This window comes from Candidatus Poriferisocius sp. (assembly GCF_965208475.1).
Taxonomy (GTDB): domain Bacteria; phylum Actinomycetota; class Acidimicrobiia; order Acidimicrobiales; family Bin134; genus Poriferisocius.
Window position 1 is genome coordinate 3,183,340 of record NZ_OZ242338.1, and the last position, 14,624, is coordinate 3,197,963.

At 63.4% G+C, this 14,624-nt stretch carries 15 protein-coding genes, 3 tRNA genes and 1 pseudogene; 3 read left to right on the forward strand and 16 right to left on the reverse strand.

The window, feature by feature from the left end:
- Positions 1–76: 76 nt before the first annotated feature.
- The 11 genes from rplL to ACOGXA_RS14980 form a co-directional block, all read right to left on the reverse strand.
- Positions 77–469, reverse strand: coding sequence for a 50S ribosomal protein L7/L12 (rplL, locus tag ACOGXA_RS14930; RefSeq protein ID WP_419924648.1), 393 nt, complete (start codon positions 467–469; stop codon positions 77–79).
- Between the two features lie 127 nt (positions 470–596).
- Positions 597–1,178, reverse strand: a complete 582-nt coding sequence (gene rplJ, locus ACOGXA_RS14935) for a 50S ribosomal protein L10 (RefSeq protein WP_419924649.1) — start codon at positions 1,176–1,178, stop codon at positions 597–599.
- 177 nt (positions 1,179–1,355) lie between these two features.
- Positions 1,356–2,057, reverse strand: coding sequence for a 50S ribosomal protein L1 (gene rplA, locus ACOGXA_RS14940; RefSeq protein WP_419924650.1), 702 nt, complete (start codon positions 2,055–2,057; stop codon positions 1,356–1,358).
- Between the two features lie 79 nt (positions 2,058–2,136).
- On the reverse strand, positions 2,137–2,562 hold the full coding sequence (rplK, locus tag ACOGXA_RS14945; RefSeq protein ID WP_419924651.1) for a 50S ribosomal protein L11: 426 nt from the start codon (positions 2,560–2,562) through the stop codon (positions 2,137–2,139).
- Between the two features lie 26 nt (positions 2,563–2,588).
- Complete coding sequence (gene nusG, locus ACOGXA_RS14950; RefSeq protein ID WP_419924652.1) at positions 2,589–3,446, reverse strand: transcription termination/antitermination protein NusG; 858 nt, start codon at positions 3,444–3,446, stop codon at positions 2,589–2,591.
- Positions 3,443–3,748 carry a preprotein translocase subunit SecE gene (gene secE, locus ACOGXA_RS14955; RefSeq protein WP_419924653.1) on the reverse strand — a complete coding sequence of 102 codons (306 nt, stop codon included), beginning with the start codon at positions 3,746–3,748 and terminating at the stop codon, positions 3,443–3,445. The genes nusG and secE overlap by 4 nt, the downstream gene beginning before the upstream one ends.
- A 45-nt stretch (positions 3,749–3,793) precedes the next feature.
- Positions 3,794–3,866, reverse strand: a tRNA-Trp gene (locus ACOGXA_RS14960).
- Positions 3,867–3,938: 72 nt separating this feature from the next.
- Positions 3,939–4,124 (reverse strand): hypothetical protein, encoded by a 186-nt coding sequence (locus ACOGXA_RS14965; protein ID WP_419924654.1) that lies wholly within the window; start codon positions 4,122–4,124, stop codon positions 3,939–3,941.
- Positions 4,121–4,714, reverse strand: a complete 594-nt coding sequence (locus ACOGXA_RS14970) for an RNA polymerase sigma factor (protein WP_419924655.1) — start codon at positions 4,712–4,714, stop codon at positions 4,121–4,123. The genes ACOGXA_RS14965 and ACOGXA_RS14970 overlap by 4 nt, the downstream gene beginning before the upstream one ends.
- Before the next feature lie 167 nt (positions 4,715–4,881).
- Positions 4,882–4,955 (reverse strand) — tRNA-Met (locus ACOGXA_RS14975).
- A 41-nt stretch (positions 4,956–4,996) separates the two neighbouring features.
- Positions 4,997–5,069: transfer RNA gene (locus ACOGXA_RS14980), tRNA-Thr, on the reverse strand.
- 99 nt (positions 5,070–5,168) lie between these two features.
- On the opposite strand from ACOGXA_RS14980, the gene ACOGXA_RS14985 reads away from it, so the two are divergent.
- Positions 5,169–5,681 (forward strand): N-acetyltransferase family protein, encoded by a 513-nt coding sequence (locus ACOGXA_RS14985; protein ID WP_419924656.1) that lies wholly within the window; start codon positions 5,169–5,171, stop codon positions 5,679–5,681.
- Here ACOGXA_RS14985 and ACOGXA_RS14990 read toward each other — a convergent pair.
- Positions 5,653–6,927 carry a DUF222 domain-containing protein gene (locus ACOGXA_RS14990; RefSeq protein ID WP_419924657.1) on the reverse strand — a complete coding sequence of 425 codons (1,275 nt, stop codon included), beginning with the start codon at positions 6,925–6,927 and terminating at the stop codon, positions 5,653–5,655. The genes ACOGXA_RS14985 and ACOGXA_RS14990 overlap by 29 nt on opposite strands.
- Positions 6,928–7,323: 396 nt before the next feature.
- Here ACOGXA_RS14990 and ACOGXA_RS14995 point away from each other — a divergent pair, with 396 nt between their 5' ends.
- The gene (locus ACOGXA_RS14995; protein ID WP_419926994.1) at positions 7,324–7,419 is read left to right on the forward strand and encodes a hypothetical protein; all 96 of its coding nucleotides are present in this window, start codon (positions 7,324–7,326) and stop codon (positions 7,417–7,419) included.
- Positions 7,420–7,911: 492 nt separating this feature from the next.
- Here ACOGXA_RS14995 and ACOGXA_RS15000 read toward each other — a convergent pair.
- From ACOGXA_RS15000 to ACOGXA_RS15015, 4 genes and pseudogenes are all read right to left on the reverse strand, one after another.
- A pseudogene (locus ACOGXA_RS15000) lies at positions 7,912–10,032 on the reverse strand (type I restriction endonuclease subunit R); the annotation flags it as partial.
- A gap of 44 nt (positions 10,033–10,076) precedes the next feature.
- Positions 10,077–11,480: a restriction endonuclease subunit S gene (locus tag ACOGXA_RS15005; RefSeq protein WP_419924658.1), complete on the reverse strand. Its 1,404-nt coding sequence runs from the start codon at positions 11,478–11,480 to the stop codon at positions 10,077–10,079.
- Positions 11,477–11,794: a hypothetical protein gene (locus tag ACOGXA_RS15010; RefSeq protein ID WP_419924659.1), complete on the reverse strand. Its 318-nt coding sequence runs from the start codon at positions 11,792–11,794 to the stop codon at positions 11,477–11,479. The genes ACOGXA_RS15005 and ACOGXA_RS15010 overlap by 4 nt, the downstream gene beginning before the upstream one ends.
- A complete protein-coding gene (locus ACOGXA_RS15015; RefSeq protein WP_419924660.1) occupies positions 11,751–13,037 on the reverse strand; it encodes an HsdM family class I SAM-dependent methyltransferase in 1,287 nt (428 codons plus the stop codon). Before ACOGXA_RS15015 ends, ACOGXA_RS15010 begins: the two co-directional genes overlap by 44 nt.
- 123 nt (positions 13,038–13,160) lie before the next feature.
- Between ACOGXA_RS15015 and ACOGXA_RS15020 the strand changes: the two genes are divergently transcribed.
- Complete coding sequence (locus tag ACOGXA_RS15020; RefSeq protein WP_419924313.1) at positions 13,161–14,513, forward strand: IS1380 family transposase; 1,353 nt, start codon at positions 13,161–13,163, stop codon at positions 14,511–14,513.
- Positions 14,514–14,624: the final 111 nt, after the last annotated feature.

Consider the following 14,624-nt stretch of genomic DNA (forward strand, 5'->3'; position numbering starts at 1 on the left):
AGCACGTAGCTAGGAATGTTACGCGGCGCGGGCATGGTTTACAAACCATGCCCGGTCGGAGTTCGCCGGCAGGGAGCTACTTGAGCTCGACAGCGCCGCCAGCCGCTTCGATGAGCTCCTTGGCCTTCTCAGCGTCTTCTTTGGAGGCCTTCTCCAAGACCGGGTTGGGAGCGTTGTCCACCAGTTCCTTGGCGTCTTTGAGGCCCAGGTTGGTGAGGGTGCGCACCTCTTTGATGACCTGGATCTTCTTCTCGCCCGCGCTGGTCAGGACCACGTCGAACTCGCTCTGCTCCTCAGCGGCGTCGTCACCGCCGCCATCGGCGCTGGGCGGGGCCATCATCATGGGCATGGCCGCCGCGGGGGCCGCCGCCTCTACGTTGAAGCGCTCTTTGAACGCCTCTTTGAGCTCGGACAGCTCGAGCACGGTCATGGACCCGATGGAGTCCAGAACCTCGTCAACCTTGGTCATGGCAGTTCCTCATTCCTTTTATCTATGGCTTGTTGTTTGTCTTTGGCTTGTTGTTTGTCGGTGATTTGTTGCTTGTCGGCGAGTGGTCAGGTGTTGTCGGCAGCCCGCGCCTGTGTCGCTGAGCGGGTCATGCCGCTGCGCCGCTCTTTTCGCTCAGCGCTTCCAGCAGCCCTGCGGTCTCGACCAGCGGGGCGTCGAGGAGGCCGGCCAACTCCACGAGCGGTGCTTCCAGCAGCCCGGCCAGCTCGGCCAGGGGGGCTTCCAGCAGCCCCAGGAACTCGGCCAGGATCTCGGATCGGGTCCCGAGCTTGGACAAGGTGCCAACCTCGTCGGCTGAGAGCACCTGCCCGTCGAGCACGCCCCCTTTGATCGACAGGAAATCGGAGCCCTCGGAGTACCGGCACAGGGCTTTCGCCAACGACACTGCGTCGCCGGGGGTGCCGTCGGCACGGGTGCCCGTGAAAGCCAGGGCGGTTGGGCCCACCAAGACGTCATCAAGATCCAGCTTCAGCTCTTGGGCGGCGAAGCGGGTCAGCGTGTTCTTGTACACCTTGTACTCGCCGCCGACCTCGCGCAGCTGGTGGCGGAGGTCGGCCAAGCCCGTAACGTCCAGGCCGCGGTAGTCGGTGATGACCACCGCCTCGGCCGCAGAGATGCGCTCGCGCACCTCGTCCACGACGGCCACTTTTTCAGGGCGGGGATTTTCCATCAGATCGCCGAACCCTCCGTGAGAACCAGCAATGGGGCACCGCCGACATGCGAACGCCCCAAGAGTTTCGGGAGGGTTCACCTCGTCAGGCCAGCTTCAGCCGATTAAGCGGTGCCGGGCACTGCGCCTGATGTCTGCGGCAAATCGATTAGTTGTAAGCCGAAGAAAGCTACCAGATCAGTTGGTGGCACCCAAGTCGGCGGGGTCCAGCCGCACTCCGGGCCCCATGGTGGAGGAGATGATGACCTTGCGGATATAGCGGCCCTTGAGCGCAGCGGGCTTGGCCCGGTTCAGCTCTTCCATGACCGCCCGGATGTTGGCCACCAAGGCATCGGCCTCAAAGCTGATCTTGCCCACCGGCACATGGATGTTCCCCTGCCGGTCGGTGCGGTACTCCACCTTTCCGCCCTTGAACTCGCCCACTGCTTTGGCCACATCATCGGTGACGGTGCCTGTTTTGGGGTTGGGCATGAGCCCTCGGGGGCCCAGGATCTTGCCGAGCTTGCCGACCACCGGCATCATGTCGGGGGTGGCGATGGCCACATCGAAGTCCATTTTGCCCGCCTGCACCTGCTCGGCGAGGTCGTCGGCGCCCACCACGTCGGCACCGGCCTCGCTTGCCTTAGCGGCCGCCTCGCCCTGGGCGAACACCGCCACCCGAACGTCGGTCCCGGTGCCCGACGGCAGGTTGACCGTGCCCCGGATCATCTGGTCCGCCTTGCGGGGGTCGACCCCCAGCCGGGCTGCGAGCTCCAAGGTCTCGTCGAATTTCGCGGCGGTCAAGCTCTTCACAATCTCAACCCCCTCATCGGCGGTGTGCGGGTGCTGCTTGTCGTAGCGCTGGGCGCCGTCGTGGTATCGCTTGCCATTTTTCGCCATGTCGGCTCCCTCGGGGTTGTAGGCCCGCCGGGCGAGGTCGTCCCGTCGAGCGGTTGGATATGACTGATGTATTGCTCGGCTATTCCACCCGGATACCCATGCTGCGGGCCGTTCCGGCCACTTGCAGCTTGGCCTGCTCGAGGTCGTCGGTGTTGAGATCGGGCATCTTGACCTTGGCGATGTCGGCGCACTGGGCGTCGGTGATGGCCCCGACCTCGTCGCGGCCGGGCTCGGTGGATCCCTTCTCCAAACCGGCTGCCTCCCGGATGAGGAACGAGGTGGGCGGGGTCTTGGTGATGAACGAGAACGTGCGGTCTTCATAGATGGTGATCTCAACCGGGATGATCTGACCCCGCTTGTCCTCGGTCTTGGCGTTGTAGTCCCGGCAGAAGTCCATGATGGCCACGCCGTGGGGACCGAGCGCGGTGCCCACCGGAGGCGCCGGCGTGGCCTGCCCCGCGGGAATCTGGATCTTGATTGTGGTGGCTACCTTCTTCTGGGCCATGGAACTTCCTCGTTAGAGCTCGGTGTTTAGAGCTTGGCTACTTGGGAGAACTCGAGTTCGACTGGCGTCTCCCGGCCAAAGATATTGACCAAGACCTTCACCTTGAGCTGGTCCTCGTTGATCTCAGCCACCTCGCCGGAGAAGTCGGCGAACGGGCCCTCTTTGACCCGGATGGTCTCGCCCACCTCGTACAGCAGTCGGGGCTTGGTGCGCCGCACGGTCTGCTCGCCATCCGTTTTGACCTGGAGGAAGTTCTCCACATCCTTGCGCTTGAGGGCCGTCGGCTTGCTGCCCCGCTGGCCGTGCCCCACGAATCCGGTCACGCCCGGGGTATTGCGGATCACGTCCCAGGAGACATCGTTAATCTCGGCCCGCACCAGCAGATAGCCGGGGAACATCTTCTTTTTTGCGGTGACCTTCTTGCCGCCCTTGAACTCCACCACGTCTTCCATGGGGATGACCGTGTCATGAATGTGGCCCGCGGTGTCCATTGTCTTGCGGCGGGCCTCGATGTTCTGCTGGACCTTGTTCTCGTAGCCCGATTGGGTGTGGACCACGTACCACTTGCCGGGCATGTCGTAGGGGCTGACGGTCTCGGTTTCCTCTTCGGCCTTCTCGTAAACCAACTCGTCGGCGTCGATGAGCGTGTCGGCGTCGTCGGCTGCGGCGGCATCGCCGGGCAGGGCGAGCTCTTCCGGCTGATCGCTGGTGCGGGGGGCGGGCTGGGCAACTGGTCCGGTGGGCAGCAGCGCCGCGGCGGCCTCCGCAGCATCGACGGCTTCGCCCGCATCGACAGCTTGGGCTGCATCGGGCTCGGTTGCCTCTGGGGCTGCGCTTGCGGGGAAGAGGTCTGTCATCTCGCTCCCGTCTACTTCAGAGTTCATCGGTCGAACAACTTCAAGATGGCTTCGCTGAATCCCCAATCGAGCAGGCCGATGGCCCCGGTGAGCAGCACGAGGACCACAAGAACCACTATCGAGTAGTTGACGACCTCGTCGCGCCGCGGCCACGAAACTTTGCGGAGCTCGCCGCGGACCTCGCGGGTGAACTGCACTGGACCCACCCGCTCTTCGCCGGGACGAGGCTGGTTCCGCTGCTGGCGGCGCTCGCGGACGGGGTCGCCTTGCTCGTCCACGAAGCCCTGCTTCTTGGCCATCCGCTTCTGTTGTCTGTTCAGGTCGCTCATTGGGACTCCAGTACACCCGGCACTGCGGAGACGGAACTGCTTGCGCAGGGCAGGAGGGACTCGAACCCCCAACCGCCGGTTTTGGAGACCGGTGCTCTACCAATTGAGCCACTGCCCTTTGTCAGGGGTTGTCCAAGGCTACCGTGCCAGGGGTTGCAACCCGCAACGCAAAACCGGGGCTGGGGCCCAGCTACCGGCGAACGCGGCGTCGGAAAACCACGGTAAGCACCGCCAGGGTGGTAGCGGCCAGGAAACGCCTGATGAGTTGTCGGCGCCGGTCGTACTGGTCGAGGCGGGCCATAACTTTCCATACCAGCGTGGGGGGCGCCTCGGCCGGGACACGGGGATCAAGAGACCGGGAGGCGTCATTGATCATGAGGCTGCGTCTTCTGGGATTGAGGGATGTTCTGGGATTGAGGGCGTGGCTTGGCCGTCTTCGAGTTCGGTGGTGCGCTGCAACACGGTGCGAAGCCGCTGTCGGGCCCGGTGCAGCCGGACTTTGGCCGCTGAGGTGGTGATGCCCAGTTCGGCGGCGATCTCGCTGTGGGAGAGATCGTGCCTGTCGCGCAGTATCACCACCTGGCGCAGTCGCTCGGGCAGCGACCGGACCGCCCGGTCGATGTTGTGGCGCAGAACAGCCGCCTCAGCCCGCAGGCTCGGATCTTGCTCGGGGCGCAGATCGACGATGGGAGCGTCGTTGCTAAGCTCCTCGGTGCGCTGGCGAGTGCGGCGGCTCAAATGGGTAGACGCGCAGTTGCTGGTGATGCGGTACATCCAGGTGGAGAAGCTGGAGTCGCCCCGAAAGCGGCGAATGGCCCGGTAGGCCCGGACATAGGCGTCTTGCACCACATCTGCTGCGTCATCCCGGTTGCCGGTGAGGCGATAGGCCAGGGAGTAGGTGTCTCGATAGGTAGTTCGAACCAGTTCGTTGAACGCGTCGCGGTCGCCCCTCCGGGCGGCTTCCAACAGATCGGCGTCTTCGATGATCGGCTGGCGAGATGCTGCGGGTTCGATGGGGCCAGTCTATAGCCGTCTCCCCTGCGGGGCGAAAAGCCCTGTCCGACGGCTGCTCAGCGCCGGCAGTGCCGACTCGGCGCTCTCGCGGCGCTCGGCGGCCATTGCGATCGGGGCGGTAGCGGCGGCCAGACTCGAACTGGCGACCTCTCGATTATGAGTCGAGCGCTCTTACCAACTGAGCTACGCCGCCCCGGAGCCCCTGAGCAGCGGTTTGCCGCTCTTGAGACTCTGAGCCTCCTGAGAGAATCGAACTCTCGACCTTTTCCTTACCATGGAAACGCTCTGCCGACTGAGCTAAGGAGGCGGGCTGGGGATTTTACCCCTTTGCGACGCCAATATTGCCACCCCGTGCTTGCGGCGGGAAAGCCAGAATTGAGCGCCGCCGGGCGGTACGGTGCAGCCGGTGGCGATTCGAGCGGCAAGGCTGACCGATGCCGAGGGCATCCGCGAGATCATCAACCACGAGATTCTGAACGGGACCAGCATCTTTGAGTTGGAGCCTCGAACTTTGGCCGCCCAGCGCACTTGGTTGCAGGACCGCAGCGGGGTTCACGCGGTGCTGGTGGCCACCCCCGATGACGATGACGACACCGTGCTGGGCTTCTCGTCGCTTTCGCCCTTCCATACCCGGCCGGCCTACAACACCACGGTGGAGAACTCGGTGTATGTCCACCAGGACCACCGAGGCAAGGGCATCGGACGGGCTTTGCTGGTGGAGATCATCGCCCTGGCCCAAAGCCACGGTTTTCACACCGTGATCGCCCGCATCTCCGGGGGCAATGAGACCTCGATAGCCGTCCACCGCTCCGTGGGATTCCAAGTAGCGGGCACCGAGCGCGAAGTGGGCCGCAAATTCGGCCGCTGGATAGACGTGACCATGATGCAGCTCATGCTGCGAGATTGGAATTGCCCCTAGCTTGGGTTTTGAGCTTCCCACCTGATCGTGGATAGGCGGCTTCTGCGGTTGGGGGAGATGGCCCGCAGCGAGCGTGCACCGACTGGGAGTCGGAATAAGGCGCTGGTGGCGGTCGAAGTTCGTAAGTGCCGTTTCGGTTTCGATTGACTGTCCAGCCGTCGTCGTGGATGTTGTGGTGGCAGCTCTTGCAGACCAGCACGAGGTTGTCGATGTCGGTGCGGCCGCCTGTCAGCCATTCTTCGATGTGGTGGGCCTCGCACCATACGGCTGATCGTCCGCAACCGATGCAGTGCTTGTCGCGGATGATCAGCGCAGCCCGCTGGGCTTCGGTGGCTAGGCGGTATTTGCGCCCCACCCACAGTTCCTGGTTCTTGGTGTCAAACACCGAAGGCACGATGTCGGCGTTGCAGGCCAGCCGCAGCGCCTCAGACACAGGCAGGGGCGTGCCGTCGAGCAAGCGGGCATCAGCCAGCTTCTGGTTCAGCGCGTCCCAGTCGGCGGTCAAGATCAACGTAGTGCCCTGAGGCTTGCGGTCTTTGGCGTCGGCGCAGACCAGATTCTCCAAGGCGTCGGCCATCCGCTGGTCGAACGCCGTCTGGTCGCCGTCGTTGCTGCTGTTGGCCAGGCGGCGCACCTCATCGGCCAGCGCAGCCTCCATACGATTCCCCGCAACCGGATCGAACCGCCCGTTCACAACGAACATACCGTCGTCAGGAGACTTGAAAAAACGAAATGAACGGCGCTCCCGCTGCTTGGCCATCAACGACTTGCCGTCATCGCCCGACTGCTCATGCTGGTGGTCACGCAGCGTCTTGGAGAAGGTGCCGAAATCTTCGTGTCGGGCCGCCTCCACCAGCACGGCCTCGTCAACCGGCCCCTGAGAAGCGGCCTTGGCGATCTGCTTGGCATGGGCCTCGGGAATCTCCCCCGCGCCCAACGCATCGAGAGTCTCGGCAACCTGCGAAAGCTGGGAGGCCGTTTCCACCTCCCGGCGGGCCTGCTGCTTGGAGGCCTGAAGCTCTTCCAGTGCCATCCGGCGGGCCAATCCCTCGCCTCCACGGTCGGCATAGGCGGCCAGCGCTGCCGTCTTCATTGCGGCCAGCCGGGCCTCGGCCCTTTTGATCAACCCCAACCGCTCCCGCAGCTCCGGCAGCGACATCCTGGAGACGTCAACTGCCTCCGGCCACACCGGCCCAGAAGGCTTGCAATCAGCCCGTTTCCCCTGTTCAAGGGGCCTAAACTCCATGCATACAAGTATACCGACCCCTGTGACAGCATCTATCCGATTGGGGTTGTGGCCCGTTCCCACTGGCCGCTCGGGTGCCTGTGATTACTGGGCGGTGACTGTTTTGTAGATGCCTTTGGCGAGGCCGGCGAACACGATTTCTTGGAAGTCGGGGTCGTTGAGGCAGCGTTTGACGATTTCGTCGTTGTCGGCCATGCGATCGATCATCAACTTGGGCAGTTCTTGGCGGATGGCGAGTTCGAATTTCTCGAAGGGGTTGGCTGCGGCGGTCTGGCTGATGTTCTCGTCGTTTGCACCGTCTTCTTGGATCTGCTCGAAGAACAGCCGGTCTGATTCGTTGAATGCTGTGCCGAATCGGTCGTTGAGGTTGGCGATGATCTCGGAGAGTGGGGCCTCATCCTCCTCGGTGCGGCCTGTGCCCACTTCGGTCGGACTCCTCACGGTTGGGCCATCGTCGTCGAGGTCGATGGCTCCGGTGGACACATGTTGTAAGCGGTAGTACTCCAACTCGACATCGTCTTCAAGGCGCAGCTGTTCCACCATGTCGTCGCGAAGGCTGGGAATCAGACCTCTGGCGAATGCTGCGAGCTGTTCGAGGTCGCTGTCGCCATAGGGGATGATCTGGCTGATGAACGAGTGGAGCCTCACGAATGCGCCGAGCCGGTCGCGGAACCTCGCCTGGTCGTCTTCTTCGAGGTGCCTGAACCGGTCAACAGCGGGCTGAAGCTCCAACACCAACAGCGAATGGTCACTCTGTTGGCGCTTGTCGAATGGCTGAAAGTACACCTGGGCGAATCGCTCCACTTCGTCGTGGTGGTAGACCTGCATCTCGTCGAGCTCGTGCTTGAGGCCATCGAGCTGATTCGGGTCTGATTGGGCTTCGAGCTGGGTCTGGTCGTAGTAGGGGGCGAAGGCCGCGCCGATGTCTTCGGGGTGGTTGACGAAATCCAGCACGAACGGGTCGCCCTTGCCGGGGGCGATCCGGTTGAGGCGCGACAGCGTTTGCACGGCCTGAACCCCATCGAGGCGCTTGTCGACGTACATCGCCTGGAGCAATGGCTGGTCGAAGCCGGTCTGGTACTTCTCGGCCACGAGGAGTATCTGGTAGTCGGGCGAGTCGAAGCGGCCCGGCAGCGCCGACTCGCTGATCGGCTTGCCGCTCACGATGTTGGTGTTCATGCCCGGTTCGGTGAAGTCCTCGCCGGTGTCGGGGTCGGTGACGGTTCCGCTGAACGCAACCAGGGGGCGAATGTCGGTGTATCCCTTTTGGTTGATGTATTCCTCGAAGGCCTGCATGTAGCGCACGGCGTGGAGCCGCGACGATGTGACCACCATCGCCTTGGCCTTGCCGCCCATATGGCGCCTCACTTTGGCGCGGAAGTGCTCGATTATGACCTCGGTCTTCTGGGCCAGGTTGTGGGGGTGGATCGACGCGTACTTGCTGAGGGCCCGGGCGGCGCGCCGCTGCGGGTACTCGGGGTCGTCGGCGGCCTGACGGGCAATTTTGTAATAGGTGTCGTAGTCGGTGTAGTTCGCCAGCACGTCGAGGATGAAACCCTCCTCAATGGCCTGGCGCATGCTGTAAATGTGGAACGCCTCAGGGATTCCGCCGGCGCCCCGGTGCCCGAAGAGCTCGATGGTTTTGCCCTTGGGGGTGGCGGTGAACGCGAAGAACGACAGGTTCGGCTGCGGGCCGCGCGACTCCACCACGGCGTTCAATCCGTCCTCCCAGTTTTCAAGGCTCTCCGAAGCGGCCCGCGAGCGCTCACCGAGGATCGCCTTCATGTCGCGGGCGCTCTCCCCGGTCTGGCTGGAGTGCGCCTCGTCGACGATCACCGCATAACGCCGCTCAGCGATCTTCTGGCGCCAGTCCTTTACCTGGGCCTGCTCGAATTGGGCGGGTTCGTCGGGAGAGACAGCACCGGCGATGGAAAGCAGGCCCCGCATGACGAACGGGAACTTCTGCAATGTGGTGATGACGATCTTCGTCCCGTCCACCAGGGCTTGGGCTAGTTGTGTTGAGCTTTCGTCGATGGCCTGCACGACACCTTGGGCGTGCTCGATCTGGTAGATGGCGTCTTGAAGCTGCCGGTCGAGGACGCGGCGATCGGTGATGACCAGAACGCAGTCGAACACCTTGTGGTCGGTGTCGGTGTGCAGGCTCGCCAGCCGGTGTGACAGCCACGAGATGTTGTTGGTCTTCCCGCTGCCCGCCGAATGCTGGATCAGGTAGTTGTTGCCAGCCCCTTCTGCTCGCGCTGTCTCCACCAGGCTGTTCACCGCGTCGAGCTGGTGGTAGCGGGGGAACACCAATGTCTCCCGCCGCACGGTGCGGGCACCGCTGTCGCCGTAGACCTTCTCGTCGCGGCGCTCGACGAACAGGTAGTGGCCCAAGATGTCGAGGAAGCGGGTCGGCTCAAGAACCTCCTCCCAGAAGTAGCCGCTGCGATAGCCGGAGGGGTGCTCCGGGTTGCCCGCGCCGCACTTGATGTGGTCGGGGGAGCTGCCCCGGTTGAACGGCAAGAACCTGGTCTTGTTCTTCGACAGCCGAGTGGCCATGTGAACCTCGTCAGTGTCGGCAGCGAAATGCACCAGGGCGCGCTTTGAGAACTTGAACAGCGGAGCGTTGGGGTCGCGGTCTTCCTTGTACTGGCGGACGGCGTTCCGCCAGGTTTGGCCGGTCATCGGGTTCTTGAGTTCACAGGTCGCCACCGGCACGCCGTTGAGAGCGAACACCATGTCCACGGTGTCGCCTTTGCCGGGATGGCATCGAACCTGGCGCGTCACCGTGAGCTCGTTCAGGGCGAACTGTGCCACAGCGTCGGGGTTGAGGCCGTGGGCCGGCTGGAAGAACGCCAGACGCAGCGTTTTGCCCTGGAACTTGAACCCCTGGCGCAAAACCCCGAGAGTCCCCTTGATCTCAAGCTGCTTCACCAACTGATCCACAACCATCGCATCAAGGCTCGCTCCGTGCTGAGCAGCCAACTGCCCCCACAACTCCGATTGTGCAACCTCCAAGAACGCGACCACCCGGGCAGGGAACAAGCCCCGCTCCACATCCCATTCGGCAACATCGCCCTCGCGCCAGCCGCCCTCGACCAGCATCGACTCAACCGTCGCCTCGAACGCCCTCTCGCTCGTCTGGCTGGTCACGCCGCGCTGCCTCCTGCCTCGACTGCGGCATAGTCCCTCACGTCGATCTTCCCAATCACCGCAGCCGTGATGAGCGCTGTACGGTATTCCTGGAGGCGCTCGATGGCTGTCTCGACCCGAGAGGACAGAGAGGTGATTCGTTTTGTCTGAAGGTCAAGATAGGCAGAGATGGCTTGTTGCTCTGGAAGAGGTGGCATGGGAATTAGTGCATCACCAACAGCGGGATTTGGCAGCCCGTATCGAGTGACACCAGACGCAGAGACTTGAAGCTGCCGATTCACGGCTACCGATTGCATCGCACGAAAGATGAAAGCGGAGTCTGTTGCTACTTCAGGCCGGATAATGCCCAAGTGGTAGCCACATACGAAATCGTCGGCGACTTCCTCGATTAGTGATGGGACTGCGATATCCGTCCAGTCTTCAGAGTCCTTCGTGATGACCACATCCCCAACGTGCAATCCGAACCGCGCGATTTCCTGCGGTGAAGCGGTCGCTGACATGAAGTCGCCCTCGCTGGCTCGGATTCGATCCTGGTAGTAGACATCGGTGTAGTTGCAGAGCCTCACGGGCAACTCGTTGTCCGCGGTCTTCTTGTCCACGCTGCTCGTGCGATAGGTCGCGACGTGTTCCAACCTCATAACGTCCCAGTGGTCAGGAACGTCCCCGATCCACTCCACCCCTGACGGTTTGAGCCGCGGGGACGGGTTGAAGCCCTCAGCCTTGGCTACATCGGGCGGGAGGCCCTTGGTCACCGTGCGGGTGATGAGCGCTGTCCGGTACTCGGCAAGCCGTTCGATCAACTGGCGATTCTTCGCCACGAGGGTGTCCACCTTGGCGGTCTCATGGTCGAGAAACGCGGCGATGGCACGTTGCTCTTGGAAAGGTGGGAGGGATACAAGTAGGTGTTTGAGTTCGCTGCCATAGATGTGCATGACGGTGACCCCGCGCCCCATACATGCTTTCTGGTAAATGGCTGGAGAACAGTCTGCGGCGTAACCCAAGAAGGTCGCGTCGATCTCTATATCTGGTCGAAGTCCGATTACATCCCCACCGCAGTAAGCGGGGCCTCCGATGAGGTTTACCGCCGACTTGCCGATCTCCTCAATGGTCTCTCCCGATCCGGCGAACAGGAGGTCTCCGTATCGCAACTGCTTGTACCTGCTAATGCTCGCCTCAGCTATGCCAGCTCGACTTTGTCTAATCAGAAATTGGTGCTGCGTGTAGAGGTCTCCATAGCGGATACAAGGCACGCCTCCCTCGACTTCATCTTCCTTTGTGCCCCCGCCGCCTTTGAAAAATGCACCCAAACGCCCAAGTCGTACCAATTCCCAGTGCTCCGGCATATCTCCCAGCCATTCCACCCCTGACGGCCTGTAGCTCAGGTAGGGGGCGTGTTTCATCCGGTGACCTCGCCGAGCAGCACAGCGATCTCGTGTTCAAGCGTTTTCAGGTCGGCTTCTATCTCGTCTAAGGGGCGGGGTGGTTCGTAGACGTAGAAGTGGCGGTTGAGGGGGATTTCGTAGCCGATTTTGGTCTTGGTGTGGTCTACCCAGGCGTCGGACGCGTGGGGCAGCACTTCTCGGGCCATGTAGTCGTCTATGGCCTCGCCCAGCGGTACGGTTTCGGTGTCGCGCAGCTCCGGATCAGGTTCTGGGTTGCCGGTCTTGTCGTTACAAATCGACGCGTCGGAGTCGCGTTCTCCAAGTGCGGCCACGAGGGCCTTCTGCTCCGGCGCCGTCAGCTGCACTCCAGCGGCTTTCGCCGTGTCTCGGAGAGTGCTGATGAAAGCGTCGCGGTCGTTGATGGGCTCGCCACCCATCTCGTCTGCGACCGCATCCACGAATGCTCGAAGCAACTCCTGGCGCCGTTTGCCCGCGGCTACCTCGGCATCGTGCTGAGGGCCAGGGCGCTTCTTGCTCTTGGCCAGGTTGGCAAACGCCTTTTGATCTTCTAAGCGGCTGTCGCAATCGGGGGGGGGGGGGGGGGGGGAACCTCAGCCGCAGGGGCCGTTCGACGGTGATCTTCTGGAAGCCGAAATCGCGGTTGTCGAACACTTTGCTCACAATAAGGGGCCGGGTGCGAGGCAGGTGGGTCACGGGGTTTTCATCGGTGAAGTCGCGGGTTTCGCCGTGCGCGAAGTTGCCGTGGATTCTCGTTATGTCGTCGATTTGGGCTTGCGAGAGTTCGTTGCGCTTGTTGCCGAGGCTCTTTCGCATCTTCTCGAACATCTGGCGAGCGTCGATGAGTTGCACCTTGCCGGTGCGGTGCGGTTCCTTGCGGTTGGTGAGCACCCAGATGTAGGTGGCGATGCCGGTGTTGTAGAACATCTGGTCGGGCAGCGCCACTATCGCCTCCAGCCAGTCGTTCTCGATGATCCACCGGCGGATTTCGCTCTCGCCACTGCCGGCGTCGCCGGTGAACAGCGGTGACCCGTTGAACACGATGGCGATGCGGCTGCCGCCACTGTCGGCCTGGTCGTCCTGGTCGACAGGCTGCATCTTGGACAGCATGTGCTGGAGGAACAGCAGCGATCCGTCGTTGATCCTCGGTGTGCCGGCGCCGAAGCGGCCGTCGTAGCCGAGGGTGTTGTGCTCGCGCTCAATGTGCTGGCGCTGCTGCTTCCATTCCACGCCGAAGGGCGGGTTGGCCAGCATGTAGTCGAAGGTCCAGGGCTGCCCGTTGGGGTGCCGTTGGAATCCATCGCTGGTGAACGAGTCTCCACGAATGATGTTGTCAGCGTCCTGGCCTTTGAGAAGCATGTCGGATTTGCACACCGCCCAGGCTTCGTCGTTGTAGTCCTGCCCGTACAGGATCGGGCGCGACTCCCGGTTGTGCTCCAGCAGGTGCTCTTCGGCCACCGACAGCATCCCGCCGGTGCCGCAGGCTGGGTCGTAGATCGTCTTGACGACATGGCTCTTGCCCAGGTCAGGCTCAGGTGACAGCAAGAGGCTAACCATTAGCCCTGATTGTTCATGGGGGTGTGGTGTTGGGGGGTGCGCGTCCGCGGAAAAGCCCCTCTGGTGTGGGACGATGTGTGTTGTTAGGCACGTTTTGGTTCCACAGAGAGGGGCATCTCCGGGATGCAGGTTAGCAGCACGCGCGATGTGAGGGTGGCGGGCGGCGGCGGTCAGGTGGCGGCGCATTCGGGTTTGTTCGCTTTGGGGCGTTTCGCCGATGGTTTGGGTCTGGGGGAGGCGTTGTCGGCGGCGGTGCCCCGGGGCGGGGAGCGGGCGCCGGTTCATGACCGGGGCAAGGTGCTGGCGCATTCGTTGTTGATGTTGGCCGGTGGCGGTGAGGCTTGCAGCGACATCGAGCATCTGCGGGCGCAGCCGGTGCTGTTCGGCGAGGTGGCTTCTGACTCGACTCTGTACCGGACGCTGCGCGGTTTGGGCCCCGGCGCGACAGAGGCTGTGTTGGGGGCGGTGGCCGGTGTGCGGGCCGGTGTGTGGGAGCGCCGCGGCGACGCTGCGGGCCCGGTGGTTTTGGACATCGACTCGACTTTGGTGGAGGTCCACTCCGAGAACAAGCAGCAAGCGGCTGCGCACTTCAAGGGCGGGTTCGGGTTCCACCCGATGCTGTGCGCCACAGACGAGGGGGAGCCTTTGTCGATAAAGCTGCGGGCGGGCAACGCCGCGGCCAACCACATCTTGGACCACATAGAGGTCATGGACGCCGCCATCGCGCAGCTGCCCGCCGCCGTCGCCAGGGGCCATCGCCCAGGCGACGGGCATGCGCCCTTGGGGGAGGTGCACCTGCGGGTCGACGCGGCGGGCTGCTCTGTCGGCATCGCCGAGGCCTGCCGGGACCGCAACATCGGGTTCTTCATGACAGCCCGCTCAAACTTCGAGGTCACAGCGGCGATAGACCGCGTCCGCTTCGACGCCGGGAAGTGGCAGCCGGCGCTCGGCGCCGACGGCGAGCCCTCGAGGCGGGCCCAGGTCGCCGACCTCACCGGCAGCGTCGATCTGGCCGGCTGGCCCGAGCGCACCCGCTTCATCGCCCGCCGAGAGCCGCTGCACCCCGGAGCGCAGCGCACCCTGTTCGACTCCGGCAACTGGCGCTACCGCGGGTTCTACACCGACGCCGCAGGCGACCCCGCCCAACTCGACGCCCACATGAGAGGCCACGCCCGCATTGAGAACACCATCTCAGACCTCAAAGACTCCGGCCTCAAACGCATGCCCTTCACCGACTTCGACGCCAACGCCGCCTGGACACAGCTCGTCGCGCTCAGCCTGGCTCTCGTGAGATGGTTCCAACAACTCCGCCTCACCGGACCCCTAGCCCAAGCAGCCCCCAAACGCCTCAGATGGCAGCTATGGCACGCACCCGCCCGCCTCGTCCGCTCCTCCCGCAAATGGACCCTGCGCCTGCTCGACTGGTGGCCCACAACCCCCCAACTCCTCCACGCCTGCCAACCCCACGGCCCATAGCCCCACGCCCCGCTCCCACCCCGACCCCGGCCCCAAACCCCGACCCGACGCGCCCCAAACCCCCCACCAGACCCCCCGACCACCAGAGGAATTCACCAACCCCCCAACCCC